This window comes from Spirillospora sp. NPDC000708 (assembly GCF_040299565.1).
Taxonomy (GTDB): Bacteria; Actinomycetota; Actinomycetes; order Streptosporangiales; family Streptosporangiaceae; genus Spirillospora.
The window spans coordinates 20341-42013 of record NZ_JBEPCJ010000001.1 but is presented as its reverse complement, the minus strand read 5'-3'; the positions used below and the strand labels follow the sequence as shown (position 1 = coordinate 42013).

Annotated in this window: 16 protein-coding genes; 6 read left to right on the top strand and 10 right to left on the bottom strand. The window is 72.1% G+C overall.

Going from position 1 to position 21673, the window contains the following annotated elements:
* Nucleotides 1-302: 302 nt before the first annotated feature.
* The 3 genes from ABT299_RS00185 to ABT299_RS00175 form a co-directional block, all read right to left on the bottom strand.
* Nucleotides 303-2462 (bottom strand): FUSC family protein, encoded by a 2160-nt coding sequence (locus tag ABT299_RS00185; RefSeq protein ID WP_500249224.1) that lies wholly within the window; start codon nucleotides 2460-2462, stop codon nucleotides 303-305.
* A gap of 136 nt (nucleotides 2463-2598) precedes the next feature.
* Nucleotides 2599-3036, bottom strand: a complete 438-nt coding sequence (locus ABT299_RS00180; protein ID WP_387020488.1) for a nuclear transport factor 2 family protein — start codon at nucleotides 3034-3036, stop codon at nucleotides 2599-2601.
* A 295-nt stretch (nucleotides 3037-3331) separates the two neighbouring features.
* Nucleotides 3332-4018: a LysR family substrate-binding domain-containing protein gene (locus ABT299_RS00175; protein WP_500249223.1), complete on the bottom strand. Its 687-nt coding sequence runs from the start codon at nucleotides 4016-4018 to the stop codon at nucleotides 3332-3334.
* A 55-nt stretch (nucleotides 4019-4073) separates the two neighbouring features.
* On the opposite strand from ABT299_RS00175, the gene ABT299_RS00170 reads away from it, so the two are divergent.
* Nucleotides 4074-4457 carry a DUF5997 family protein gene (locus tag ABT299_RS00170; protein ID WP_190852036.1) on the top strand — a complete coding sequence of 128 codons (384 nt, stop codon included), beginning with the start codon at nucleotides 4074-4076 and terminating at the stop codon, nucleotides 4455-4457.
* A gap of 52 nt (nucleotides 4458-4509) precedes the next feature.
* Here the strand turns inward: ABT299_RS00170 and ABT299_RS00165 are convergent, their stop codons facing one another.
* Nucleotides 4510-5001 (bottom strand): nuclear transport factor 2 family protein, encoded by a 492-nt coding sequence (locus tag ABT299_RS00165; RefSeq protein WP_190852038.1) that lies wholly within the window; start codon nucleotides 4999-5001, stop codon nucleotides 4510-4512.
* A 165-nt stretch (nucleotides 5002-5166) separates the two neighbouring features.
* Between ABT299_RS00165 and ABT299_RS00160 the strand changes: the two genes are divergently transcribed.
* Together ABT299_RS00160 and ABT299_RS00155 are read left to right on the top strand one after the other, a co-directional pair.
* Nucleotides 5167-7851 (top strand): ATP-binding protein, encoded by a 2685-nt coding sequence (locus tag ABT299_RS00160; protein WP_500249408.1) that lies wholly within the window; start codon nucleotides 5167-5169, stop codon nucleotides 7849-7851.
* Between the two features lie 178 nt (nucleotides 7852-8029).
* Nucleotides 8030-8779, top strand: coding sequence for an SDR family NAD(P)-dependent oxidoreductase (locus ABT299_RS00155; RefSeq protein WP_500249222.1), 750 nt, complete (start codon nucleotides 8030-8032; stop codon nucleotides 8777-8779).
* A gap of 27 nt (nucleotides 8780-8806) precedes the next feature.
* On the opposite strand, the gene ABT299_RS00150 is transcribed toward ABT299_RS00155, so the two are convergent.
* On the bottom strand, nucleotides 8807-9553 hold the full coding sequence (locus tag ABT299_RS00150; protein ID WP_500249221.1) for a hypothetical protein: 747 nt from the start codon (nucleotides 9551-9553) through the stop codon (nucleotides 8807-8809).
* 68 nt (nucleotides 9554-9621) lie between these two features.
* On the opposite strand from ABT299_RS00150, the gene ABT299_RS00145 reads away from it, so the two are divergent.
* The 3 genes from ABT299_RS00145 to ABT299_RS00135 all read left to right on the top strand — a co-directional run bounded on the left by ABT299_RS00145 (nucleotide 9622) and on the right by ABT299_RS00135 (nucleotide 11972).
* The gene (locus ABT299_RS00145; protein WP_500249220.1) at nucleotides 9622-10209 is read left to right on the top strand and encodes a TetR/AcrR family transcriptional regulator; all 588 of its coding nucleotides are present in this window, start codon (nucleotides 9622-9624) and stop codon (nucleotides 10207-10209) included.
* Nucleotides 10210-10291: 82 nt separating this feature from the next.
* Nucleotides 10292-10942 carry a hypothetical protein gene (locus tag ABT299_RS00140; protein ID WP_500249219.1) on the top strand — a complete coding sequence of 217 codons (651 nt, stop codon included), beginning with the start codon at nucleotides 10292-10294 and terminating at the stop codon, nucleotides 10940-10942.
* A gap of 208 nt (nucleotides 10943-11150) precedes the next feature.
* Nucleotides 11151-11972 carry a hypothetical protein gene (locus tag ABT299_RS00135; protein WP_500249218.1) on the top strand — a complete coding sequence of 274 codons (822 nt, stop codon included), beginning with the start codon at nucleotides 11151-11153 and terminating at the stop codon, nucleotides 11970-11972.
* A 74-nt stretch (nucleotides 11973-12046) separates the two neighbouring features.
* Here ABT299_RS00135 and ABT299_RS00130 read toward each other — a convergent pair whose 3' ends face one another.
* The 5 genes from ABT299_RS00130 to ABT299_RS00110 are packed head-to-tail and all read right to left on the bottom strand — an operon-like array spanning nucleotide 12047 to nucleotide 21407.
* Nucleotides 12047-12811: a hypothetical protein gene (locus tag ABT299_RS00130; protein ID WP_500249217.1), complete on the bottom strand. Its 765-nt coding sequence runs from the start codon at nucleotides 12809-12811 to the stop codon at nucleotides 12047-12049.
* The gene (locus tag ABT299_RS00125; RefSeq protein WP_500249216.1) at nucleotides 12804-16319 is read right to left on the bottom strand and encodes a hypothetical protein; all 3516 of its coding nucleotides are present in this window, start codon (nucleotides 16317-16319) and stop codon (nucleotides 12804-12806) included. Before ABT299_RS00125 ends, ABT299_RS00130 begins: the two co-directional genes overlap by 8 nt.
* A complete protein-coding gene (locus tag ABT299_RS00120; protein ID WP_500249215.1) occupies nucleotides 16312-18516 on the bottom strand; it encodes a WD40 repeat domain-containing protein in 2205 nt (734 codons plus the stop codon). Before ABT299_RS00120 ends, ABT299_RS00125 begins: the two co-directional genes overlap by 8 nt.
* On the bottom strand, nucleotides 18513-21209 hold the full coding sequence (locus tag ABT299_RS00115) for a hypothetical protein (protein WP_500249214.1): 2697 nt from the start codon (nucleotides 21207-21209) through the stop codon (nucleotides 18513-18515). The genes ABT299_RS00120 and ABT299_RS00115 overlap by 4 nt, the downstream gene beginning before the upstream one ends.
* 24 nt (nucleotides 21210-21233) lie before the next feature.
* A complete protein-coding gene (locus ABT299_RS00110) occupies nucleotides 21234-21407 on the bottom strand; it encodes a hypothetical protein (RefSeq protein WP_500249213.1) in 174 nt (57 codons plus the stop codon).
* Nucleotides 21408-21673: the final 266 nt, after the last annotated feature.

Here is a 21673-nt window from a genome sequence, read left to right as displayed (position 1 = left end):
AGTGGGCTACGAGCTGACGTGTTCGACTGAGGTCCCATTCTCATGTTGTCCGATGCCGCCGCGTGTCGATCCGTTACCGAACCGTTGAGCTGGCGTTGATTCAAAGTCCGGTCAGCGCGCCAACCCACTATTGGGTCGGTGCGCGCGATTTTGTGCGCCGCGTCGGCGGCGTCGGAGTCCCTGTCGTCGTGCTGCTGTCGGCAAGCATGCCATCGCAGAAGCGGATCGTGCGCGGCTCGCTGTCAATGGTGGCTTTCGGTGAGCGGTCCCGTGTCAGTTGGTCGCTCGGAAAGCGGCGGCGGTTACTGCCACCAGGGCAGGGCGCGTTGCTGGGCGAGGTGGTCTGCGGCGGTGGTGAGTTCGCCGAGGTGGGGTCTGATGTGCTGTATGTGTTGCTCCACCCACAGGGTGCAGGCCACGACGGGGTCGGACGCGGTCGCGGCGATCGCTGTCAGTTCCGGTGGATCGAGTTCCCTGGGCGGAGGTTGGTCGCGGTCGGTCAGGCTGGCGGCGAGTTGGTCGTACCAGTCGTTCAGGCGTGCGGCTTGGTCGCGGAGGGCGCGGCTGACCGGATCGGGCTCGGCGTCCGGGCTCGGTAGTCCGTTCAGCGATCGGGCAGTGAGACGGAGCCGGGTGGTGCCCGCGACGAGCCGCCATACCTCTTCGCGTGGCATCCGCTTGGTGCCCTGCTCGGCGAGATAGCCCCGCAGCGCGTCGTCGAGCCGGATCTTTGCGGCGACGGCCTGGGTGGCCTGGGGCGGGTGGGGTCTCATGCCGAGCGCCCAGTCGATCGCCTGCCTGAGATAGGCGGCGCTCTGCCGGAAGGCGTCGGCGAGATCGGCGCGGACCACCTGGCCGGCGCCGCGCGGCCAGAAGACCAGCCCGACGACGAGGCTGACCGCGCATCCGATGGCCACGTCCTCGATTCGCAGCACCCCGACCTGCCAGCCGACCGGGGCGAGCAGGTTGTACAGGACCGACACGACGATGGTGAAGGCGGCCTGGCCCACCGCGAACGGGGCGGTTCCGGGCGCGTATCCGGCGACGAGCACGGCGAGCGGCAACGCGGCCCACAGCGCGGCCGAGCCGGTGCCGATCGCCATGATCAGGGCGGCGCCGAGGGCGAACCCGACCACCGTTCCCAGCAGGGCCCGCCAGGCGGTGGCCCCGGTCGAGGCCGCGCTGGTGCGCAGCACCGACAGGGTGCCGAGGACGACCCAGAAGCCGTGCTGGACACCGCTGACGTCGGCGACGGCGATCGCCGCGGCGAGTCCGGCGGCGCCGCGGATGCTGTTGAGGAGCCAGACCGACCGCAGGCTGGCGTGGTGCAGGGCGACGCCGCTGATCGCGGCGAGCACGCCGAACCGCCGCTCGGCCCCTGCGGCACGTTCGGGGATGCCGTACACGCGTTCCTGCCATTCGGCGATGGTCGCCGGATCGGCCCGGCGCACCGCGACGATCGTGTCGATGGCCGCTGCGCGGACGGCGAGGCCGAGCGTCCGCGCGTGGAACGAAAGGTCGACCGCGGTGGCGTACCCGGTGTCGATGCTCATGTGCCGCAGCGCCGTCACGCTCGCTTGGAGCGCCTTGTCGAGCCGGTCGAGATCGGGCTTGGTGTCCGCACCGTCGAGCAGTCCCGCCACGTCCCGCAGGACGGCGCCCGTCGCGGAGAAGAGTTCACGCTCGACCTCTGGCATGTCACTGAAGTGGCCGTACTCGCTGAGGCTGTCGCACAGGAGGGCGGTGCTCCACTCGAGCATGCCGACGACGCCCGCGAGCGCTTGGTCGGCGTTCGTGAGGCTGGTCGGCCGATAGGGGGTGGACGTGAACTGGTCGATCAGCCGGTGTTTGGCCCGGATCGACGCTTCCCGGTGGTCTGGGACGGCCTCGGCGCGCAACCCGGCCCCGACGAGATCGCCGAGCGCCCGGGCGCACTTGGACGCGGCGTCCTGCAGCGCGTCCGCCGCTGGTCGCGGGGAGACGAGCAGGACCGCCAGCGTTCCGACCACTGAGGCCAGCCACCAGCCGGCGAGCCGGTCCGGCACCATCGCCAAGGTGCCGGGGGAGGCGGCGGGCAGGACGTACGCCAGCAGCGCGGCGGTGGCGCCGGCGGCCAGGTTGGGCGCGATCACCCCAGCGAACAGCACCCCGAACGCCACGGGCACGGTCACCAGCGCCGCCAACCAGGTCACCGAGTGCACAGCCGTACCGATCGTCAGCAGCACGCTCCCCGCGACCGCCAAGTAGAGGTGCGCGATGGCCTTGTCCAGTCGCCGCCCCCCGAACGAGGCCATCACCAGCGTCGCGAAACCGCCGAACGCCGCGAACGTGGCCATCTGCACGTTGCCGAAACCCTCAAAGGTCAAAGCGAACAACGCGGGAAGCACCACGGCGGCCCGTACCGCGCGCATCGCGGCGGGGACCGACCAGGTGAACAGCTGAACCCGCGCGAACTCGACCATCGACCAACCATAAGACCGGCCGACCTCGTCCTCCTAAGACCCGAAGGGGACGGCGGACCTAGTGACGTCCCTGCTCAGGGGGCATGAGTTCCCACCAACGCCCGCTGCAGGAGACGAGCATCCGCATCACCGCGCCCTACGGTGAGGTGAGGGTGGCCATCACGCGATCCGGTTCCCAGTGGGCGCGGAACGAGGTGATCAGGCCGTCGTCATCGACCGTGTAGACGGTCAGGCAGTCGATCGTCATGGTGGTCCCGCCGTCCAGCGTCGCGGTGATGGTGACGACATTGGCGCAGGCAGGACCGTTGGCGAACGAGTCGCTCACCCGGAAGCGGAACTTCCGCACCCGGGCGATGTTCTCGTCCCAGAACCGCTCGATCCCGTCCGGCCCCCGGTGCCCCTTGCCCTCGGGATCGAGCATCGAGGGGCCGACGGGGTCCTCGATGACGGCGTCCGGGCCGAACAGCGCGAGCCACTCCTGCTTGCGTCCTTCCGCGGCCGCGCTCATCGCCGCGCGTACCGCCCGGCGCGCGGGGTGGTCGGCGTCCGGTGCGTCCCAAGTGACTGCGGTCATGGCAGAAACTGTAACGTGTTCTCATTTCCGGTCAACGGTCTCCACCGACCCGTCAGGCGCCTGCCGGGCCACGCCGAGTCGTCCTTGGCGGCGTTGGACGTCCGAGAGTGTCTGCCCGCACCGGTAACCGCATCGCGCACGCTGGTACTTCGCCGGCGGTCATGGAGCGTCGGCCTCATCGGGGCATCGCAACGCACGCCCGTTGAAGTCGCCGTATCCATCGATTACCGACAACTGGCGGAAGGGCATCGTCTTCTTGGTGCGGGCTGGCCGGGGGCGGTGAGCGCGGCTCTCTTCACCTTCGGCGGCGCTTCTGGCGGTGGTGCTTGGAGGGGGAGCGTTGTTGCTGTGGCTTCTTGCGGGTGGGCTGCTGTTGTTGGGGATTGCGGCCACGGGAGCTGTTGGGGGTGCGGCCGCGGACGATGCCGATCAGCTCCTCCATCAGGTCGGTCGTCTCGGCCGCGAGCCAGGCCAGGCCGATCTGGGACTGAGGAGCGTCGGTCACGGTCCGGTAGGTGAGGTCTTTGCGGTGATGGAGGCGGGCCAGGGACTGCGGGAGCAGCAGGACGCCGACTCCCGACGCCACCAACTCGATCGCGCCGGCGGTGCTCTCAGGACGGGTGAAGGCGGGTTGCCCGGGCCGGACGTCCCAGGTCAAGACATCGTCGAGCGGCTCGAACGCGTCCTCGTCGGCGAGGTCGGCGAGCTCCACCTCCTCCACTGCGGCCACCGCGTGATCCTTGGGCACCACGACCACGGTCGTCTCCAGGTACAGGGGGATCACGTGGAGGGCCTCGCGGTCGACGGGCAGGCGTACGAACGCCGCGTCCACCTCACCGTTCCGCAGCAGGGGGACGACCTCGGTCGCCGGCATCTGCAGCAGGCGAAGCGGCACCTCCCGGACCCGCTCGGCCCACACCCCGGCCCACTTCCCGGGCGTCACCCCCGGCACATAGGCCAGCCGGAACTCACCATCGGTCACCCCGCCACCCTAGTCGCGTCCAGACGATGCCCTCCCGCTGGCTACGCTTGAGGGCATGGGCACGTCCAAAGCAAAGACCCCGCAGACCATGAAGCCCGCGACAGCGGCCAAGAAGCTGGGGATCCTGCTGTCGGCAGCACCCGCCGAGTTCCAGGAAGGTCCTGTCTCCCGGGACGAATTGAACGCGCTCCAGGCCGACCCGCCCTCTTGGCTGGCGAATCTGCGTCGCGAGGGTCCCCACCCCCGCCAGGTCGTCGCCGCCAAGCTCCGCGTCTCCGTCTCAGGCCTGGCCCGCGCCGGCATCACGGGCCCTCTCACCACGGCCGAGATCGAGAACCTCAAGGCCGAAAGGCCCGAGTGGTTGGAACGCGAGCAAGCCGTGCAGGCCGAAGTCCGCAAGGAGGAACTCCGCCTCAAGGAGCAGCGCGCCAAGGCCTGACTCACGCGATGCCCATCGCCGGCCGCGCTCCTCAAGATGTAGGCGGCGTTGGTCAGGTTCCCGGCTGTGGGGGCGGGGGCGCCCAGCGGTCCGCCAGGAGCCTGAAACTGGGCACATCATCGAGTGATACCGAGTATTCGTAGGTCCGTTCATAGCCGATGCCGCTGATGCGCCATCCGCCGTCCGCGCAGCGCCGATATGTCTCCTCGTAGAAGGCGGATCCGCGGATCAGCACCCGGAACGCCTTGGCGATGACGGTGTCCTCCAGGCACCAGGTGCCCTCGGCGGTGTCGCCGTCGACCCGGATCTCGGGTTGGCCCGCGAAGTGCACCGTGGTGATCTCGGGGCCGAGGTTGGTGCGCATGTAGTCGACGATGGCATCGCGGCCTTCCAGGCGCAGCGGCCCGCCGACCGCGCGGGTCCCGTAGGCGCCTATGGCGTCCTCGGTGAGGGTGTCGGCGAACCCGTTCCAGTCCTTCAGGTCGAGGCAGCGCAGGTAGCGGTACTTCACCTGACGGATGTCCTCCAGGGCGTTCAGATCCATGCGACGTAGCCTGCTCGACACCGCCGCCATAAACAAGAACGCGTTCTAACTTTTGAGGAGCCCCTCCCGCTCGGCGCTCGGATGTCGGCGCTTCGCCTAGCATCCGGTGGCTCCCGTCATGGCGTCCTCGGCGGCGTGCCCGGGTTGTACTGTTCTCGCGTGCTCATGGGGCGGGATCGTGAGAGGGACCACCTTGCCGGGCTGCTCCGTGCCGCGCGTTCCGGGCGCAGCGGCACGGTGGTGATCCAGGGCGAGGCGGGGATCGGCAAGACCTCCCTACTGGAGCAGGTCGCGGCCGACGCCGGGGACATGCGGCTCATCCGCGGGGCCGGCGTCGAGTCGGAGAGCGAGCTGGCCTTCGGCGGGCTGCACCTGATGCTGCACCCCTTCACCGACCGGTTCGACGCGCTGCCGGCGCAGCAGGCGGCGGCGCTGCGATCGGCGTTCGGACTCGGCTCCGGGCCCGCCGGCGACCGCTTCCTGATCGGCGCCGCCACCCTCACCCTGCTGTCCGAGCTGGCCGCCGACCGCCCGCTGCTCTGCCTGGTGGACGACGCGCAGTGGCTCGACAACGCCTCGCTGGACGCGCTGCTCTTCGCCGCCCGCCGGCTCGGCGCCGATCCGATCTCCATGGTCTTCACGGTGCGGGACGGCGTCCGTCCTTTCCCCGACCGCGGGCTCGACGTCGTCCGGCTGGCCGGCCTGGACCGGGCCGCCGCGCGCGACCTCGTGGCGGCGCACGCGCCGGAGCTGACCGTCCCGGTTCGGGAGCGGCTGCTGGACGAGGCGGCCGGCAACCCGCTCGCCCTCATCGAGCTGGCGCACGCCCTCAAGTCGCGGCCCGCCCGGCACGCCGGGCCGCTGCCGGTCGGCGGCAAGGTCCAGGAGAGCTTCCGGCGGCGGCTGGCCGAGCTGCCGGACGCCACCCGCCGGCTGCTCCTGGTGGTCGCCGCCGACGGCACCGCCGACCTGGGCGTCGTCCTGCGCGCCGGGGACGCGCTGGGGCTCGTCCCCGCCGACCTCGAACCCGCCGAGGAGGCCGGGCTCGTCGTCCTCGACGGGGAGGAGGTGCGGTTCCGGCATCCGCTCATCCGCGCCGTCACCTACCAGGAGGCCGCGCACCACCGGCGGACCGCCGTCCATGACGCCTTGGCCCGGGTATTGACCGGCGACGAGCACGCCGACCGGCGCGCCTGGCACCGAGCGGCGGCCGCCACCGGCCCGGACGAGGAGGTCGCCGCCGAGCTGGAGCGGGTCGCGCACCGCGCCGGGCGGCGCGGCGGAACGGCCGCGGTCGCCGCCGCCTACGAGCGCGCCGCGCGGCTCAGCACCGAGCCGGAGGGCAAGGCCCGCCGGCTCGTGCACGCGGCGCGGGCCTCCTACGACGCGGGCCGCCCCGACCAGGCCACCCGGCTGGCCGCCGAGGCCGAGCACCTCACCGGGGACGACGGGGTCGTCGCGGAGGCGACGTTCATCCGCGCCCAGGTCGCCTACGAGCGCACGTCGCCCGCCGCCGACGCGGAACTCGCGCTGCAGGGCGCGGCGCTGATCGTGGAAAGCGATCCCGACCAGGCGGTGTCCATGCTGACGGAGGCGGTCTGGTCCGCACGGGACGCGGGCGCGCACGGTCTCGTGCGCCGGAGCGTCGAGCTGCTGACGAAGGTGAGGCCGCCCGCCGATTCGGCGAAGGCGCCGGTGGCGGGCGCCCTGATCGCCTACGGGCGGCGGCTGGTGGACGACGCGCCCGACGCCGTCCGGCCGATGCGGGCGCTGTTCGAGGCCGCCCGGGCGGGCGAGATCGAGGACGTCGTCGAACGCCTCATCGGCGGTTTCATGGGCCTGCTCGTAGCGGACGACCGGGCCGCGACGGAGCTGCTGGAGCGCATGGCCGCCGAGGCCAGGGCCGAGGGCGCGCTCGGCTGGCTGCCGTACATCTCCGAGGCGCTCGCGATCGGGCGGGTGCTGCTCGGCGACCTGCACGGCGCGGACGCGGCGACGGCCGAGGGCCTGTCGCTGGCCGCCGACATCGGCATGGACATGCAGGTCACCGCGGTGAAGTGCATCGCGGTCCGGCTGGAGTCGGATCCGGAGCGCAGCCGCGCCCTGGCGCCGGACGTCCTCGGCCATGCCGACGTGCACCCGACCAACGCGGCGCTGGCGTCCTGGGGCCTCGGCCTGCTCGATCTCGCCGAAGGGCACGCCGGCGAGGCCCTGGAGCGGCTGGACGCGGTGTGCTCCGGCCCGGCCCGGTACGACGTGCTGATCCGCGCCGTCCCCGACCACGCGGAGGCCGCGGTGAGGGCCGGGCGCCGGGACCTGGCCCGCGCCCATCTGCCCGCGTTCGAGGCATGGGCCGCGGCCACGTCCTGCACGGCCCTGATCGCCCGGTGCCGCGCCCTCCTGGCCGAGGGCGACGAGGCGGACGGGCACTACCGCTCCGCACTCGGCCTGCACGGGGACCGGGCCTACGATGCCGCGCGGACCAGGCTGCTCTACGGCGAATGGCTGCGCCGCCGGCGCCGCCGCACCGAGGCGCGCACCGAGCTGACCGCCGCCCGGAACGCGTTCGCCCGGCTCGGCGCCCCCGCCTGGGCCGGACGGGCCCGTGCCGAGCTGGAGGTCCTCGGCGACCGTCCGGCGGCCAGCGCCGAGGACACCGACCCGCTGAAGCGGCTCACCCCGCAGGAACTGCAGGTCGTGCGGCTCGCCGCCGCCGGGCTCAGCAACCGGGAGATCGGCGCGCGGCTCTACCTGAGCCCCCGCACGGTCGGGCACCACCTCTACAAGGCGTATCCGAAGATCGGCGTCACCCGCCGCTTGGAACTGCCCCGCCTGGTATCGGACACGTGACTTAGCCGCTCCTCCGCACCCGTACGGCACCCTAGGCGCGAGACCGTGTTCCGATCGCTCATCCGCCTTCTGACCTGCGCCGTTCAACTCCCGTCCGGTGACCGATGCGGGCCGTCCGGCCGCGCTCCTACGGTCGACGCCATCACCACCGAACACCTCGGACGGACGGAGAACGGCCATGCTTCTGGAGAACAAGACCGCGGTCATCTACGGCGGCGGCGGATCGATCGGCGGCGCCATGGCGCGCGGCTTCGCCGCCGAGGGCGCGCGTGTCTTCCTCGCCGGCCGCACCCCGGCGACGCTCGACGCGGTCGCCGAGGACATCCGGGCCGCCGGCGGCCTTGCCGAGACGGCCCGCGTCGACGCCCTGGACGGCGACGCCGTCAACGGCTGGGTCGACTCCGTCGTGGAGACCACCGGCAGCGTCGACATCTCGGTCAACGTCATCTCCCACGAGACGCTGTTCGGTCCCCTGATGGAGCTGCCGGCCGACGCCTTCGCCCGGTCCCTGGAGAAGATCGCCCGCACCCTCATGCTGACCACCCAGGCCGCCGCCCGCCACATGGTCAAGCAGGGCTCGGGCGTGATCCTGCACTTCGGCGGCTCCGACAGCGGGAACCGCTCGCCCGGTCTCGGCAACGTCCAGGTCGGCTGCGAGATGGTCGAGGCGATGCGGCGGCAGTGGGCGTGCGAGCTCGGGCCGCACTCGGTCCGCGTCCTGTCGATGAAGACCGGGGGCGTCGCCGAGTCCATGCCGGACGGCCCGGAGATGGCCCCGGTCAAGCAGCAGATGGTCGACGCGACCCTCCTCAAGCGCGCCACCACGCTCGCGGACGTGAGCCGCATCGCCGCGTTCCTGGTGTCCGACCACGCCGCCACGATGACGTCGACGCAGGTGAACATCTCCGCCGGCGCCCTGGTCGACTGATCGGATTCGCGCCCCCGCGCCCCCGCCTCACAGGTTGTTGTGGGTGTCGTGCCTCGGGCGGGCGGGGGTGGCAGGGGCGTTCGCGGTCGGCTTGCCGGACGGCTGGTGCGGCGTGCGGCGGGAGAGCGGGATGTAGAGGAGCATCACTGCTCCTGCGGCGAGGAGGGACAGGCCAGTCGGAAGGAGGAAGCCGAAGCGGAGGCCGACGGAGGCGCGGACGTCGATGCCGGGGGAGCCGTCCAGGCGCATCACTGCGACGGACCACGTTCCGTGTGTCTTGTTCCAGTTCAGCGTCCGGACGCCTGGTCCTGAGGACGCCGCTACCCAGAACGGCTGGCGCGCGGGCGCGGATGCCGCGCGGGCGGCGCCCGGGTGCCGGGTGAAGGTCGCCCGGAACGGAGAGAGGTCCGCGGACGCGAACTCGTCGTGCGCGACGGTGCGCAGGTAGGCCTCGACCTCCCGCTTCGGTCCGATGCCGACGAACAGCCGGGTGCGCGGGTCGGCGGGCCGCACCACGATCCTGACCTGTGCCAGTTCCCCCACGTCGGGATCGGGATCCGCCGGACGGGCCGTGTCCGAGCCGACGTCGATCTCGTCGGTCTTCAGGGCTGCGGTCGGTGTGGTGAAGCGGTGCTCGGCGGTGCCGAAGCGGCCGCCGGAGTTCGCCTGGAGCACGCCCCCGGTGGTGAGGGCGGCGCCGGCCGACGCGGTGACGGCGGCGGTGATGGCGAGCGTGATGCGGACGGGGCGCGAGCCCGCGGGGAGACGAGCCATGCTCTTCCTCCTTCGAGTAGCACAGTCGTGCTAATCACAAAGTAGCACGGCTGTGCTAGAAAGGGGAGATGGCGAAGGTGGATCCCGAACGGCGCAGGGCCGATGTGGTGGAGGCGGTGTGGCGGGTCGTCCGCCGCGAGGGGCTGTCGGCGGCCTCGGTCCGCAACGTGGCGCAGGAGGCCGGCCTGTCGATGGGGTCGCTGCGGCACTACTTCGCGTCCCAGTCGGAACTGCTGTCCTTCACCCTGCGTGCGGTCATCGAACGGATCGAGGCGCGGATCGCGGCGCTGCCGCCAGAACCCGATCCGCGCCGCCGCGCCGAGCGCGTCCTGCTGGAACTGCTGCCGCTCGACGCGGAACGTGCCGCCGAGAACGAGGTGTGGCTGGCCTTCACGGCGCGCGCGCAGGTGGATCCCGAACTGCGGGCCGTCCATGACCAGGGCTACGACGTCCTGCGGGGCGGGTGCCGCCGGCTGGTCGAGGGGCTGGCCGGAGAGGTGACGGGTCTTGACGTGGAACTCGAGACCGACCGCCTTCACGCGCTGCTCGACGGCCTCGCGGTGCACATCGCCATGCGGCCCGACGCCCTCACGCCCGACCGGGCGAAACTGATCGTCGCGCGCCACCTGGACGAGCTGACACGGTACGCGTGCTAAGTGACCGATCGTCGGCGGGCGACGCCCTGGGGTCGGCCATTGGGGCGCCGGCGTAGGTCCGATCTGTGTCAGCATGCCGACCATGCTCTGGCGACGGCGACGAGAGACCGCCCGGGTCCTCGTCGCCGTCCTGCTCGCCATCGCTCCGGCCGGGTGCGGCGATGCTCCGCGCGATGCGACGCCGGTGCCGTTGGTGTCGGCCGAGGCGGCGCCGTTCGTGCTGGCGCCGGACAGACCGCCCGGGTTGTTCCTGGAGTCGTTGCGGCCGACGCCGCCGGCCGGCGACCGCCTGGTCGTCTACAGCGAGCCGGGGCGCGGTGATCCGCTGACCGGACGGGTACTGGCGCTGACCCGCCAGGACGACCGCAACGGTGACCTGCCGGAAGGCGCGCACGCGGTGCGGATCAGCCGCTTCGGGAAGGGACGCTTGGGCCGGCAGGGGGGCTTCACCTGGATCGGCTGGAACGGCACGGCCGAGGAGGGCGAGGATCCGCCGTACTATGGCGTGATCGGCAAGGGGCTGCGGCCGTTCGCGGACGGTCCGATGGCCCTCAGCGATGGCGAGGTCAGGTTCGGAGCCGGGACCACCCAGCGTTGGAGCTCCGGACCGGGCACCGAGCTGGTGGTGCGAACCATGCGCGGCGACATCCGGGTGCAGGCGCTCGCCCGCCTCATGACCTTTGGTCGGCCGGTGCGGATCCGGGGCAGCGAAGAGGGAGAGACGTGTTTCTGAGTGAACGGCCGAGGAGAAATCCGCCGCCGGTCCGGGCGAGTGAGAACATTGTGTGACGGCGGCCGGTGTCCATACCCGGCCGTGCCTCTAGCAGGAGGTCTTGCCCCGTGCTTTGCTGATCGCATCCGACCGTGTCTCTGCGGCATTGCGGTCGACCATCCTGGGGGACGCATGCGCCGCGCGGCGGGGCCTGCGGCAAGGAGGGTCAATGCCTCTTACGTCGAAACTCTTCCGCGACGACGCGGCGCTGCAGAATTGCCTGGTGTCCGACGCCGGCCACGTCACACCCGGCGCCAGGGGCGACCACGTCTCCAAGATCCAGGCCGCGCTCGTCACGTTGGGCGCCGGCGTGATCGCTCCTGACGAGATCGAAGGGGCGCTCTACGGCCAGACGACGGCGCGGACCGTACTGGCCTTCAAAGGACCACCGCGCAACATCCTCGGCCCCGGCCAGACGACGCCGGACAACATCGTCGGCAAGAAGACGATCGCCGCGCTGGACAATGAGCTCGTGGCGTTCGAGAACAGACCGCCGCCCGCCGTGGGCAGCATATTCGTCTCCTTGACCCATGAAGGGTCCCCCCACGACCACAGCACGTGCCCGAGGGACGCCGGCGGGCGGCTGGTCGACCACATCGCCACGCCGATCAACCCGGGCCTCGGGCGGAAGGTGAACATCGGCGGCGAAGGGGAGACCCAGTACCAGGGCTTCGAGGATTTCGTCACCGACCCCGGAGTCGTCGGCGGACCACCTCGCCCGCTGACCGACACCATTCCACGCGACACGGTCACGGACATCGCACTGCGGTCCGCGCCCATCACGCCTCGCGGAGAGAGCGAGATACGCCGGATCGCGGCGTCCGGCGCGCGCCTCACGATCGCCACGAACGCGTTCACGCTGCCGAAGATGGAGCAGATCGTCCAACGGCTCGGCGGGACCGTCATCGAGAGCATCTCACTGCCGGACACCTCGGTCCCGGACGGACTCGGCTACCAGATCCTGGTCGTCGTACTCCCGGCCAAGTTCTGAGGCGGCCACGCCAGGCGTCCAGACGGCTCGCACCTCGGTGTTGTTTCGCGAGCATCCTGCCTACGACGTGTTCGTCAGCCGCCGACCTCTACGCCGTAGCCGAACCAGTACCCGCACGGCCTCCATTGAGGTTCTGGGATGGAGGTATCCCCTTCCGAGATGGGAGGGAAGTACTCGATTTCCACCCATGGTTGGAGCCACACCCCGCGCCGCCCCGAGGCGATGAGCGCGTCGGCGTCGACGACCACACGCCAGGTGAAACTCCCGTCCCAAGGGGGCGGTAGCCCAAAAGGCCCGGGACTGTCTTTCGCCGGCTGCACGCTGAACCAGCCGGCCGATTCCGGGTCCGGTGCTCCGATGTTGAAGCGCAGGGACGCGTCCATGCCAGGACCACGGAACTTGAACAGGATTTCGCGGCCGCCGCCGGAGAGGTCGAGGTAGGTATCCGGATATGACGTCGCTCCCCATCCCGGCGGGAGCGGCCGGGAGAAGCGGCCCTGTTCGCTGACGGCCGGTGGGAGGCCAGGTGATCGCACGCGTCCCCGCAGGTGGTGGCGCTCGTACCCGCCCTCGGCCGGCATGGTGATCTGCACGGCGGCTTGGACGTACGCGTTCGCGGGCACCGTGAACTGGTCGGTCTCGACCCGGAACCACGAAGCCGGGGTCCCCTCGTCCGGGAGGACGTCGAAGGTCGCGGTGACGGCGTTCGTGCCCGTGTTGTGGATGACGAAGGTGATCGTGCCCCGCAGATTCCCCGATCCGTCGTCGGCGACGTTCACGTCGATCGGCGGGGTCTGGCCCAGTCCGCCGGTGTACACCGAGATCTCCAGCTCACCCATGGTCGTCCCCTTCCGGCAGCCATCCGCCCGGGATCGGGATGTGGTCGATCAACACCGTGCGTTCGGTCAGCTCCGGCGGCTGCGCGCCGAGACCCTCCGCCGGGGCCGCGAGATCGCCGAGCGGAGTCAGGTCCTCGACCTCCCGCACCCGCAGCCGCAGCGGCCGGCCTCCGGGCGGGAGCGGCAGCTCGATCGGCGTGCCGGACGCGTCACCGGTCCGCGTGAACGCCGGCAGCGGGCGCCACGCGGGCAGGCCGGGGTCGGCGGCGGGGTCGACCGCGATCAGCTCCGGTGCCGGGCCGCCGTCCGGGGCCTCGTCGATGCCGACCTCGACCCGGTTCGGCGGCTGCGGCCCGACGCCGTGCACCCGTACGAGCAGCCGTGCCCCGGCGCGCTCGACGACGATCTCCCGATCGGGCAGGAGCGGCACCCGCTCCGTCGTGACCACCGGCGACAGTTCCAGCGCCGGCAGGCTGTACGGCTGGTAGCGGGCCACGGCCAGCCGTACGAAGGGCCGGTAGGCGCGCATGTCGGCGGGCGGGGTCAGCACCACCTCGGCGCGCCACGCGTCGCCCTCGAGGGCGACCGGGCACGCGATCACCGATGCGGTCAGCTCACCCCCGGGCAGCCGCAGCGAACGGGCCTCGCCGCCGAACCACTCGGCCCCCGGGTACCGGCCGACGCGCGGCGACGCGTAGACGGGGTCTCCGGCCAGCTCGGTGACCGATTGCGCGGCATCTCCGGGGCTCTCGGACGCGACCACGCCCAGGCACTCGCCCGCACCGGTCGCGTACCAGGGGCGGGCCAGCTCGACCACCAACCGGTTGCCGGAGCGGCGGCGTACGATCCGGTCCGGCCCGGTCTGCGCCGACCAACGGAAACCGGGCAGCACCGCAAGCACCTCGGGTTTCGGCGGCCGGGCGGACGACGGCACCACCACGGTGCGCGGCTCGCCCATCAGCTCGAACACCTCCGGCGGGTCCTCCGGGGCGAAGTACGGCCGGTAGCGGCTCACCGCCTTCGCGGTGTAGGTGACATCGCGATGCCGGGTGTCACCGAACTGGTGCGCGAAGCGCAGTCGCGGCGCCTGGTCACGGTCCACGTCCTGGTCGTGGACGTGGCCTGCGGTCATGGGCCGTACGGTGTCATCCGACCATTCCTCCCAGGCGGCGGCGACCTCGACCCTGCCCGTGCTGGCGGTGTGCAGCCCGTTCTCGGCGAACTCCGCCGTGACGATGGCCGCCGTGTCGCCCTCGCCACGAGTCGCCTGCAGCTCGCGCCATACCGGGGCGATCCTGGGCCGGCGTACGGCGTGCACGGCGTGCACGGTCACCGGGGGCGAGAGCAACGGGTGCCGCCCCCGGAGCGCGTTCCCGCTGGTGACACCGCCGGCGGCGGCGCGCGGCCCGAGCCACTCGTGGACGGCGAAGTGCGGGAGGAGATCCGGGGTGATCGTGGAGGAGAGCTCCACGTCGGCGCTCTCTCCGGGAGCCAGGTCGATCCGCAGCCGATCGCCGTTCTCCCAGCTGAGCGCGACCGGGGTGCTCTCGGGCACGTGGTCACCGACCACGACGGTCTTGGCGTCGCTGCCCGGCCAGGGGCGCCAGTCCGCCGCCGACCACGGCCCGCCGGCGTACGCGGCCACGCCGGCCGCCGCCGGGTCCGGCAGAGAGAGCGCGGGCTGGTCGCCGGGTTCGACGCGCAACGCCTGCGCGGCGAGCCGCCAACTCTCGGCATCGGTCATCGAGTCGAGGACGCCGTGCTGCTCGATCAGCGCGAACGCGGCCGCCGGGGGATGCAGCGTGCATGCGTCCCGTGCGGCGTAGCGGGGTTCGGCGGCGGCGAACTCCTCCGCGGTCATGCCCTGGTCGCTGCGGATCACCAGGCGGTCGACGGCCGCGCCGGGCAGCGGTGCGGAGTCCACGTACAGACGGGGCGGCGCCACCGGCTCGGCCCGGCGGTAGGCGATCTCGTCGCTTGCGCGGTCGTCGGCGACGGCGTCCAGATCAGGGCCGCCGCCCGCGATGTCCGCCACCCGTACGCGCAGGCGGTAGCGCCGGCCGAAACGGAGCCGGGGGAGCGCTCCCTCCGGCACGTCGAAGCTCCAGTCCAGGTTGTACGGGGCGGCCATGCGCGGGGCGGCGGCCTGCCAGGTCCGGTCGGGACGGTGGGCGAGTTCGGGAGGCGGCACCGCGAGGCTCCAGCCGTCCCACCGCACCACGATCTCGTCCGCGCGTGCCACGCCGTCCTCGCCTCGTACGGCGGCCAGGTGCTTGACGTGGCCCTCCTCCCGGCGGCCCCGCCCGGTCCCGATCTCGATACGGTCGCCCGCCGCGTCGAGCACCGAGTAGACGGCCTCACGTGCGCATAGCGACCGCCACTGGGCGTCGTCGGCGTCGAACACGTCCACTCGGTAGCCGAGCACCAGCTCGGTGGCGTCCAGCTCGTCCTCAGCGTTGCCGTCGGTGGCGTGGACGCGGTTGCGGGCGCGCAGGGAGGCCCGGTCGAGTCGGTCTTCGAACTCGCGTTGCCGGTCAGGACGGATCAGCATCAGCCCGGCCGACCGCAGCGCGGGCAGCTGCGCGCCCGGCCCGTTCGGCGTGGAGGGCCCGGACGGATCGCTGCCGGTGCCGGAGGCGAGCAGCCGCGCGGCCGCCCGCAGTCCGATCACCCCGCCGTCCACGTCGAAGGTCGCGATCGCCCACGGTGGTGTGCCGCGTGTCTCGTCCACCAGGTCGATCCGCGGTGCGTGCGACAGGTCGACGACCCCCCGCCGTATGTCGCCGGCCCGTTCGGGGTCGGCGCCCGGCCAGAAGCCGTCCGTGGCGAGCTCGTACCACGTCCACGGCGAGGTGAGCACGAGGTCGGTGCTGGAGGCGCGCACCGACAGCCGATCGCCGCCGTCCAGCTCGTCGGCGTCGATCAGCAGCTCGAATACCAGCCCGAGGTCACGCAGCACCTCCGGATGCTCGCGGATCAGCCCGAACGTGCGCCGGAAGTCCATGGCGGAGTCCAGCAGCGGCGAGTCCCGCGGCGGTTCCGGCGGAGGGACGGCGGCCCACGGCTGTAGATATCGCGCCAGGTCCGGTGTGCCGTCGGGCTCGGCCAGCACCTCGCTCGCCTCGCTGTACGTCAGGCCGATCCGCTGGGCGTCGCCGTACCGGGGCGTCACCACGGCCCTGTCCGGCTCACGCAGGCCCGCGAACAGCCTGGCCGCGTCGCCCCGGAACACGGCGTCCCAGACGTCCTGGTCGGCCACGGCGTCGTACAGCACCGGGCGGAACCGTGCCGCCTGTACGCCTGCGGGATTCTTGACGTACAGCCGGAAGTCCAGGTCGTCGAGCAGGACTTGCGGCCACCCGTCCAGCCCTTCGGCCGTCAGGGAGTCGCCGTCGAGCCTGGGGACCACGACGACCCGCAGCACGGCGGGCCGGCCGATCTCGTGGCCGGGCACGTCGGCCGGGTCGAGCAGGCGGTTCGGGACCGCGATCAGCACCAGGTCACTCATCGCTCCGGCCTCGGTAGAAATGGACTCCGTCCTCGCAGGCGATGGCGAGCACCTTGCCGTCGGCGGTGAACCCCAGGTCGTGGGGAACGCCGGCCGCCGGACCCCACCAGAACGCGTCCGCGTCGTCGCGATCCCCGCGCCCGACCGCCTCGCCGTCAAGGTCGAACATGTACAGGTACGGCTGCTCGGTCGCCACGAGCAGGGCGCGTCCCTTCGGATAGAACGCCGGCCGGGTGACCGGGTACGGCAGCCGCCACGCCGTGTGCGCGTCACCGGGGGAGGAGACCGAGGCCACCCGCACGTCGTTGCCCGCCGCGGTCGCGAGCAGCCGGCCGTCCGGGCTCACCACGACCTGGTCGATCTCCGTGGGATGGGGGACCGTCTCGGTGAGGCCGGTACGGGTGTCCACGAGCACCAGCGCGGCGTCGGCGTTGCTGCTGGTGATCACCAGCTTGGCGCTCCCTCCGCCGGGCGAGGCGAACGCCAGAGACGTGATCTTGCCGTCGACGTCGATCGGCTTCCCGGTGATCTGCCCGCCGTCGTGGCGCAGCAGGCGGCAGCGGCTCCGGCTCGCTACCGCGATCACCGCGTCGTCGGGCGGTTCGGCCGGAAGCACCGCGACCCGCTCGAGCGGTTCGTCGAACTGCACGCTCGTCGGGTCCTCCTCGTCGACGTCGTAGAACCGCAACCACGTGTCGCCGCGTACGTCGACGAGCCGCCGGGCGTCGATGAACGCCGCGTCGCGCGGGACCCGGGTGGCGGCGGAGGGCTGCCGCGGCCAGGACTGCAACGGCGTGCCGAGCAACGTACGGGCCACGAGTCTCGTGTCGGCCAGCCACACCGCGCAGTGGTCCCCGCCCGGGCTCACGGCCAGGCCGAGCACCCGCGCGTCCGGCTCGCTCTTGTACAGGGGCGTGGCGTCGTCGAGCCTGCGGAAGTACTCGAAGCCGCCGGCCGCTTCGCTCGCGCCGACCACGCCGATCCAGGTCCGTTCCCGCTCCGGCGCTTGGGAGTCCGGGATCGCGGCGAGCACCATCCGGTTCGGGGTGCCGCGCCGCTCCCATCGCTGCCGGAGGGTCCACGCGGCCGCCGCGACGCTGTCGATGTCGTAGCAGGTGACCCGGTTGCCGCCGTACAGGGCGATCCGGGCGCCGGAGGTGCTGAACTCGATCCGGCAGTCCTCGCCGTCATGCCGCCAAAGGCAGGCGCCGGTGCCGGCCTCGAGCAGCGTCACCCCTGGGCCGGACGGGGTGGCGTTCACGGCCAGCAGCCCGCCGTCGGGGCTGTATCGGACGCAGCGTGGCCTGCCCGTTGCCGGGGCCAGCCGCAGCGTACGGAAATCCTCCGACGGGGCCAGCCCGGGCAGCGTCCGGACCGTGAGCTCGGAGCCCGAGGCGTAGGCCACCGACTTCCCAGACGGACTGGTGGCGATGTCGTGGTAGCCGACCGAGTCGCCGGCCGGGAGCCGGAACTCGACGTACCCGTCGCCCTCGAACTCCATGATCCAGCCGGAGGTGCCGGGTTCACCGGCCGCCCCGTCCAACCAGAAGTACTCGCCCACCGCGAGGAGGATCGCGCCGGCGGCCCACTTCAGCTGTTGGCACTCGCCGCGGAGGAGGCGCGTCTGCTTCGAAGGCCGCGGCTCGCCGGTGGCGCAGTCGACGATCGAGGGCGGCGAGCCGTACGCGAGCGACGAGGGCGAGCCGTCGGGTCCCAGGCACCACGGCTGGCTCAGCAACGGCGACACGGACCGGCTCCACCCTGCGGGATCGCCCGGCTCCATCGCGTAGGCGAGGAACCCGTCATCGGTCCACGCCAACAGGAACGGATCTCCGACGTCGCCGAAGGCGAGGTCCCTCGCGCCCTGGTACTGCCGCTGCCAGAACCGTTCACCGGTGTGCACGTTCAGCCCCACCAGCCGCTGGAACGGCTCGGTGTCGTGCGGAACCTGCATCCGTTCGGCGTACGCGCAGACCCCGTACGCGGCCTGGACCGTGATCGCGGTGAGGGTGCCGCGGGGCAGGCCGCTCGGATCCTCTCCCCACGCGGGCTGAGCCTGCCCACCGGGCACCGACAGCTTCAGCGGGGGATCCGCGGTGCCGGTACGAGCGGCCAGCAGGTGATCGTCGTCCGTCCAGAACAGCCGGTCCGGGGCGAACGGCAGGTCGAACTCGGCGACCGGGGGGACGCCGCTCACGGCTCCTCCTCCGAAGGCGCGGGCGCGAAGCGGCTGCGGTACCGCCGCCAGTTCTCCAGCCCCGGGTCGTGGTCGCCGTCGGCGGTGAGGGCCGCGAAGGCCGCGGGCCGGGCCGGTGCCGGCGCGTCCCCGCCGACCAGGCGCCATTCGCCGCTGTCCAGTTCCACACGCTCGGACCAGAACAGGACCTCGATCTCGAGGATCACGGTGGCGCGGCCCACCAGGTCGTTCGTCGCCGACCGGTATGTCAGCTCCAGCCTCAGCTCCACCGACACCGAGACCAGCCCCAGCACGTCCAGGGTGCCGCCGATCCGCAGGTAGCCGCTGACCTCCAGTTCGCCGGAGTCCCAGACGAACCGCACCCCGCCGAGGATGTGGGCCTCGCCGCGCGCGACGTAGAACTCGACGGCCACCAGCGCCCCGAACTCCAGCGCCGCCTCCAGCCGCCGCAGCCCGTTCTGGTCGGCGGCGAGCTCCAGGTAGCCGCCACCGCCGAACGCCATCACGGTCAGCACGAACGGGTTCGTCCGGCTGGAGAAAGCGAGCACGACCTCGGGTGGTGCGCCGGTGAAGGACACCTCGACGCCGGCCCTGAACAGCATGTTGCGCATCACGAAGGCGCCGCATGTCACGGCGGGCAGCGGCAGCGCGTAGTCGACCGCGACCCCGCTGGTGGACGGTGTGATCTTCGGTCCTGCGCCGCCGATCCCGACGTTGTCGCCCAGCTCCTCGAGCAGCTTCAGGCCGCCCAGCAGCTTCGCCCCGAGCCCTTCGACGGTGAGCCCGTCGGGAGCCGTGCCCTGCCCCGGCGGCTCGGGCCCGGTCCGCCGGACGTACGTCACCTTCGCGAACGACAGCTCGAGCAGCGGGTCGGACGTGGGCAGCCGCAGCCCGAAGTCATGCAGGGTGCTGGTGACGCTTGTGCCGGTGTCGGACACGACCACGTTCAGCTCGAAGCGGGTGGTGTCCTTGGCGACGAATCCCGGGAGGTTCTTCCGGAACGCGACGGCGCCCGGCTGTGACCAGCTCATCGTGACGACGGGGCCGCGGCCCGGCCGCATCTCCGCGGTGATCATCGGGGGCACGTCGATCCGTTCGATGATCTCGCGCAGCGGGTAGCCGAGCAGGCCGGCCCCGACGTCGAACAGGTCGGCAGGGGAGGACACCAGGGCGCCCGCGGCGGCCTTGACGGGGCCGTAGTCCCGGGAGATCGCGTTGAACCGGTACGCCAGCGCCGCCAGCCCGCCGGAACGCTCCGCCCGCCCCGCGAAGCCGATCGGTATCGCCTCGCCTGCGGCGAGCTCCAGCATCGCGTACGCCGACTCGCCCTGCTCGGCGAAGGCGTCGGTGTACCGGAACGGGTGGTAGGCGTCGGCCTGGTCCAGCAGCCGTCCCAGCGCCGGCAGCGTCACCTCCAGCTCCTCGAGGACGGCCCCCGGATCGGCACGGCCGAACCGGCCGCCGAGCGTGAAGCCGCGGACCAGGTGGACGTCCGCCGGTGCGGCCTCGGGCGCCCGGACGAGGTCGAGCGGGGTGGGCGGGATCGCGACCGTGACCCGGCCGTAGAACCTCTCGAGGTCCTTGGCGAGCCGCGAGGTCGCCGCGGTGTCCAGCGACCGGTCCGCGACGAACACGAGCGGGACCTCGAGCCGGACGGGGCCGTTCGGCGCGTGGCACACCACCGGGAACAGGAGGGGCCGCCCGGCCGAGGCCATGGGCCGGAAGTACGTGTCCCTGTGTTGGCCGTCCCCGGCATCGAAGCTCTGCCAGTCGGGATGCTCCAGCTCGGTGAAGACGGTTCGGGAGATCTCCACCTCGTCGAAGGGGAACCGGCGGCGGATGGCCAGGTCCTCGGACCGGCCGCGTACCGGCTCGACGATTGTGAGCTGGTACGCGTGGCGCAGCACCGCGACCTGCTCGGCCGCGTCGAAGGCGCGCACCACCGACTTCTCGTAGACGGCCCGGTGCCCGAACGGGTAGAGGTAGCCGCGGGCGAGGAAACGGACGGACATGTCCCGGCCGAGTGCGGCGCTGTGGTCCCATTCCGCCTCCGGCCAGCGTCCGGAGGCGACGAGGGAGCCCCCGAGCGCGCTCAGCTCGAACAGGCTCGACCGCGCCGGCGCCCTGCGCGTCAGGTCGGCGAGGGACTGCCGGGCGAACCGGTCGAGCGCCGGCACGAAGTCCGGAGGATCGCCGATGCCCGCCGCCGTCTCGTCCACCACCACGAGCTCCACCTCCGAGCCGGGCTCGGAGGCGTGCAACCGGGTGCGCCACAGCGGGTTGGTCTCATCCGGGATCGCGCCGACAGGGTGGCCTGCCCGCAGCGGGTGTCCGCCGTGGGCCTGGGGGCGTACCTTGAGCCGCCACGGCAGCTCGACCACGCTAGCGGCGTCGACGGCGAGCTCACCGGCGGCCCGGACCAGGCCTTCCACGGTGAGTTCGACCCTGTTCCCGGCCGGCACGACGAACCGCAGCGCGCTCGAGCCGGACAGCCGCGCCCGCCGCCGCCCGGCGGCCCCGGCGGTCTCGGCGATCGTCTCCTCGGCCAGGTGCTGTGGCGGAAACCAGAGCGTGAGAATTCCGCCGCCCGGGTCGGCCACCAGCGCCGCCCCTCCGTCGGTGACGGTCATGCCGGACCATTCCACCCCCAGCAGCAGGTGGTCCGCCGGTCGCGCCACCAGCGCCCTGATCATCGCCCCGTCCCCGTCACATCACCCTCATCTCACGAGGTGACTTCCCCGCGGCCGCCGCCGCGGGGAAGTCACAGGCGCAACCGGTGGTGTCATCGCCCCGATGCAGAACGTGGGATCGACCGGCGCCTCCCACCGCGACAGCTCGGCGAGACCGCCGTCGTCGACGAGCGCGCGCAGCATCTCGACGGACAACTCCATGGCCACCTCCTGGAGGGGCTAGCCACTCAGCCGCACGGACGGCTGCATCGCGGGCGAGATACTGCGCGTGGCGCGAAACCCACCCCGTACAGGCCAGACTCCGGAGTGGCGATCCTGGAGTCAAGACGCGCAAAGCGCGTGATGGCGTTTAGGCCACACATGGCCTCACTTGGTGAGGAATCAGCGGCGACCACGTCGGGTGTGCAGGAGCCTTTCGGCGCCGGGCGGGGAGCCGGCCGCTGAACGTGACGGCCGGGGTGACGGAG

Bases quoted from the DNA above. Each gene is read 5' to 3' on its own strand.
- ABT299_RS00185 (WP_500249224.1), bottom strand. From the start codon at position 2,462: ATGGTCGAGTTCGCGCGGGTTCAGCTGTTCACCTGGTCGGTCCCCGCC.
- ABT299_RS00180 (WP_387020488.1), bottom strand. From the start codon at position 3,036: ATGACCGCAGTCACTTGGGACGCACCGGACGCCGACCACCCCGCGCGC.
- ABT299_RS00170 (WP_190852036.1), top strand. From the start codon at position 4,074: ATGGGCACGTCCAAAGCAAAGACCCCGCAGACCATGAAGCCCGCGACA.
- ABT299_RS00165 (WP_190852038.1), bottom strand. From the start codon at position 5,001: ATGGATCTGAACGCCCTGGAGGACATCCGTCAGGTGAAGTACCGCTAC.
- ABT299_RS00160 (WP_500249408.1), top strand. From the start codon at position 5,167: ATGGGGCGGGATCGTGAGAGGGACCACCTTGCCGGGCTGCTCCGTGCC.
- ABT299_RS00155 (WP_500249222.1), top strand. From the start codon at position 8,030: ATGCTTCTGGAGAACAAGACCGCGGTCATCTACGGCGGCGGCGGATCG.
- ABT299_RS00150 (WP_500249221.1), bottom strand. From the start codon at position 9,553: ATGGCTCGTCTCCCCGCGGGCTCGCGCCCCGTCCGCATCACGCTCGCC.
- ABT299_RS00145 (WP_500249220.1), top strand. From the start codon at position 9,622: ATGGCGAAGGTGGATCCCGAACGGCGCAGGGCCGATGTGGTGGAGGCG.
- ABT299_RS00140 (WP_500249219.1), top strand. From the start codon at position 10,292: ATGCTCTGGCGACGGCGACGAGAGACCGCCCGGGTCCTCGTCGCCGTC.
- ABT299_RS00135 (WP_500249218.1), top strand. From the start codon at position 11,151: ATGCCTCTTACGTCGAAACTCTTCCGCGACGACGCGGCGCTGCAGAAT.
- ABT299_RS00130 (WP_500249217.1), bottom strand. From the start codon at position 12,811: ATGGGTGAGCTGGAGATCTCGGTGTACACCGGCGGACTGGGCCAGACC.
- ABT299_RS00125 (WP_500249216.1), bottom strand. From the start codon at position 16,319: ATGAGTGACCTGGTGCTGATCGCGGTCCCGAACCGCCTGCTCGACCCG.
- ABT299_RS00115 (WP_500249214.1), bottom strand. From the start codon at position 21,209: ATGATCAGGGCGCTGGTGGCGCGACCGGCGGACCACCTGCTGCTGGGG.
- ABT299_RS00110 (WP_500249213.1), bottom strand. From the start codon at position 21,407: ATGGAGTTGTCCGTCGAGATGCTGCGCGCGCTCGTCGACGACGGCGGT.